At 72.9% G+C, this 1,833-nt stretch carries 1 protein-coding gene; it reads right to left on the bottom strand.

Going from position 1 to position 1,833, the window contains the following annotated elements; all coding sequences use genetic code 11:
• Positions 1 to 258: 258 nt before the first annotated feature.
• Positions 259 to 1,557, bottom strand: a complete 1,299-nt coding sequence (locus STRIP9103_RS13370; protein ID WP_078613895.1) for an SGNH/GDSL hydrolase family protein — start codon at positions 1,555 to 1,557, stop codon at positions 259 to 261.
• Positions 1,558 to 1,833: the final 276 nt, after the last annotated feature.

The following is a 1,833-nucleotide window of genomic DNA, read 5'->3' as shown; positions in this document are numbered from 1 at the left end:
GCAGCCCCAGGCCCGTAGCGCGCCCCTCCTCACTCTGCTCACCACCCCGCCGGCCACCTCGTGCCATGTCCGTCCTCACCTCACGCGTGATCCTCTTCCGAGGGGAGCCGGGTTCCCGCGAAACGGCTCGTCATCCCTGCGTTCGTGGTCGAGGAGGTGTGGTCGAGGAGGCGGGTTGGGTGTCTGTGACCCATCAGGCGGGCAGACCGGACCTCGCGGGCGGGGGCTCCGTCGGAGCCCGCTCCCGCGCCGGCCCGCTCACCTCCGCTGGAGCAGCCGCGCCGGAACCGCTTGGGCCAGCACCCGGTACCCCTCGGGGTTGAGGTGCAGCCAGTCGCCGTCGTGGAGGGTGGGGAGGAGCCGGCTCGGGTTCTGCGGGTCGCGGACGGCGCGGTCGAAGTCGAGGACGGCGTCGAAGCGACCGCTGCCGCGGATCCAGGTGTTGACCGCCTGCCGTGCCGCCTCGCGGTGCCCTGCGGCGTCGTCGTACGGCGTGTTGCCGTCGAAGGGCAGCAGGGTCGCGCCGTAGACGCGGATGCCCTGGGCGTGGGCGCGAACGACGATCTGCTCGTACGCGGCGATGAGGTCGGCGGTGACGCGCTGCTGTGCGGCGGGGGTGGCCTCGGCCGTGCCGATGTCGTTGATGCCCTCGAAGACGATCAGCTGTTCGACGGCACTGTGGGCCAGGATGTCGCGGTCGAGGCGGGCGAGGGCGGCCGGGCCGAGGCCGTCGTTGAGGACACGGTTGCCGCCGGCCGCCTGGTTCACCACCGCGATGTTCCTCGTCCCGGGCTTCTCCTGGAGCCGGTCGAAGAGCTGGTCGGGCCAGCGGTTGTTGCCGTTGGTGGTGGAGCCCCGGCCGTCGGTGAGCGAGTCGCCGAGGACGGCCACCGCGGTCGTGGTGGGGCGGGAGAGCACCTCGACATCGCTGAGCAGGTACCAGTGGTTGGTGGGGGTCGCGCCGGGGAGGTCCTCGGCCCGCGTGTGGTCGCCGTGCCGGAGGTAGGAGGTGGTGCGGGAGCCCGGGTGCGAGGTGAGGGCGAGGGACTGCTGGCCGTCCGCCAGATACGCGGTCACAGTCAGGTTGGAGCCGGATGCCAGGGTGAAGTCCAGCGGGTCCGAGACCACCTGGGCGCCGACCGGTACGGTCGTGGACTCCCGCCCGCTGAACGTCACGGTCCGGGTCGTGCCGGGCTCGATCGCACCGACCCCGGCCTGCCCGCCCAGCGGAAGCGCCACGGTCACGGCGGTCAGCGGCAGCGCGGTGCCGCCGAAGGCGTTGGAGAAGCGCAGCCGGACGCGGTCGCCACCGGTGGTGACGTGCACGGTCTGCCGCAGCGTGGTGTCGACGAGTACGGCCTTGTCGCCGGTGAACGGCGCGGGCGGCATGTTGCCCGGCTCGGTGAGCTGGGGCATCGCCGACCAGGTGTTCACCCAGTGCCGGCCGGTCGCCGCCGCGTCACCGGCCCCGGCCGACCGCTGGGGGCTCCTGACCAGGGCCGTCACGGCGGACGAGGCCACCACGACGGCCAGGACGAGCACACAGACGGCGATCAGGTCGGCGAGCGGTGCCCTTCTCGACGAGTCGATCGACGGCTCGCCGGTCGGATCGCTCGTCGGCTTGGACGACTGCGGACTTCTGGACAGTTGCACGGGCATTGGTGCCTTTCTCGGGCGTACGGAACAGGAGCGGGCTCCGCTGCATGCGGCACACGAGCGTGCGCGGGGAGGGGCGGGAAGCGACCGGTGACGCTCGTGACCGGCGCCGGGGCACCCGTCGTCCGCCGGTTTCCGGGCGCCCGTCCGGGCACGCGCAACTCGGCGGCTCTCCGG

Origin of the sequence: Streptomyces ipomoeae 91-03 (assembly GCF_000317595.1) — a bacterium.
In the GTDB taxonomy this organism is placed as follows: Bacteria; Actinomycetota; Actinomycetes; order Streptomycetales; family Streptomycetaceae; genus Streptomyces; species Streptomyces ipomoeae.
Note: the sequence above shows the minus strand (reverse complement) of the source record. Positions and strands in the feature narration are given on the sequence as shown.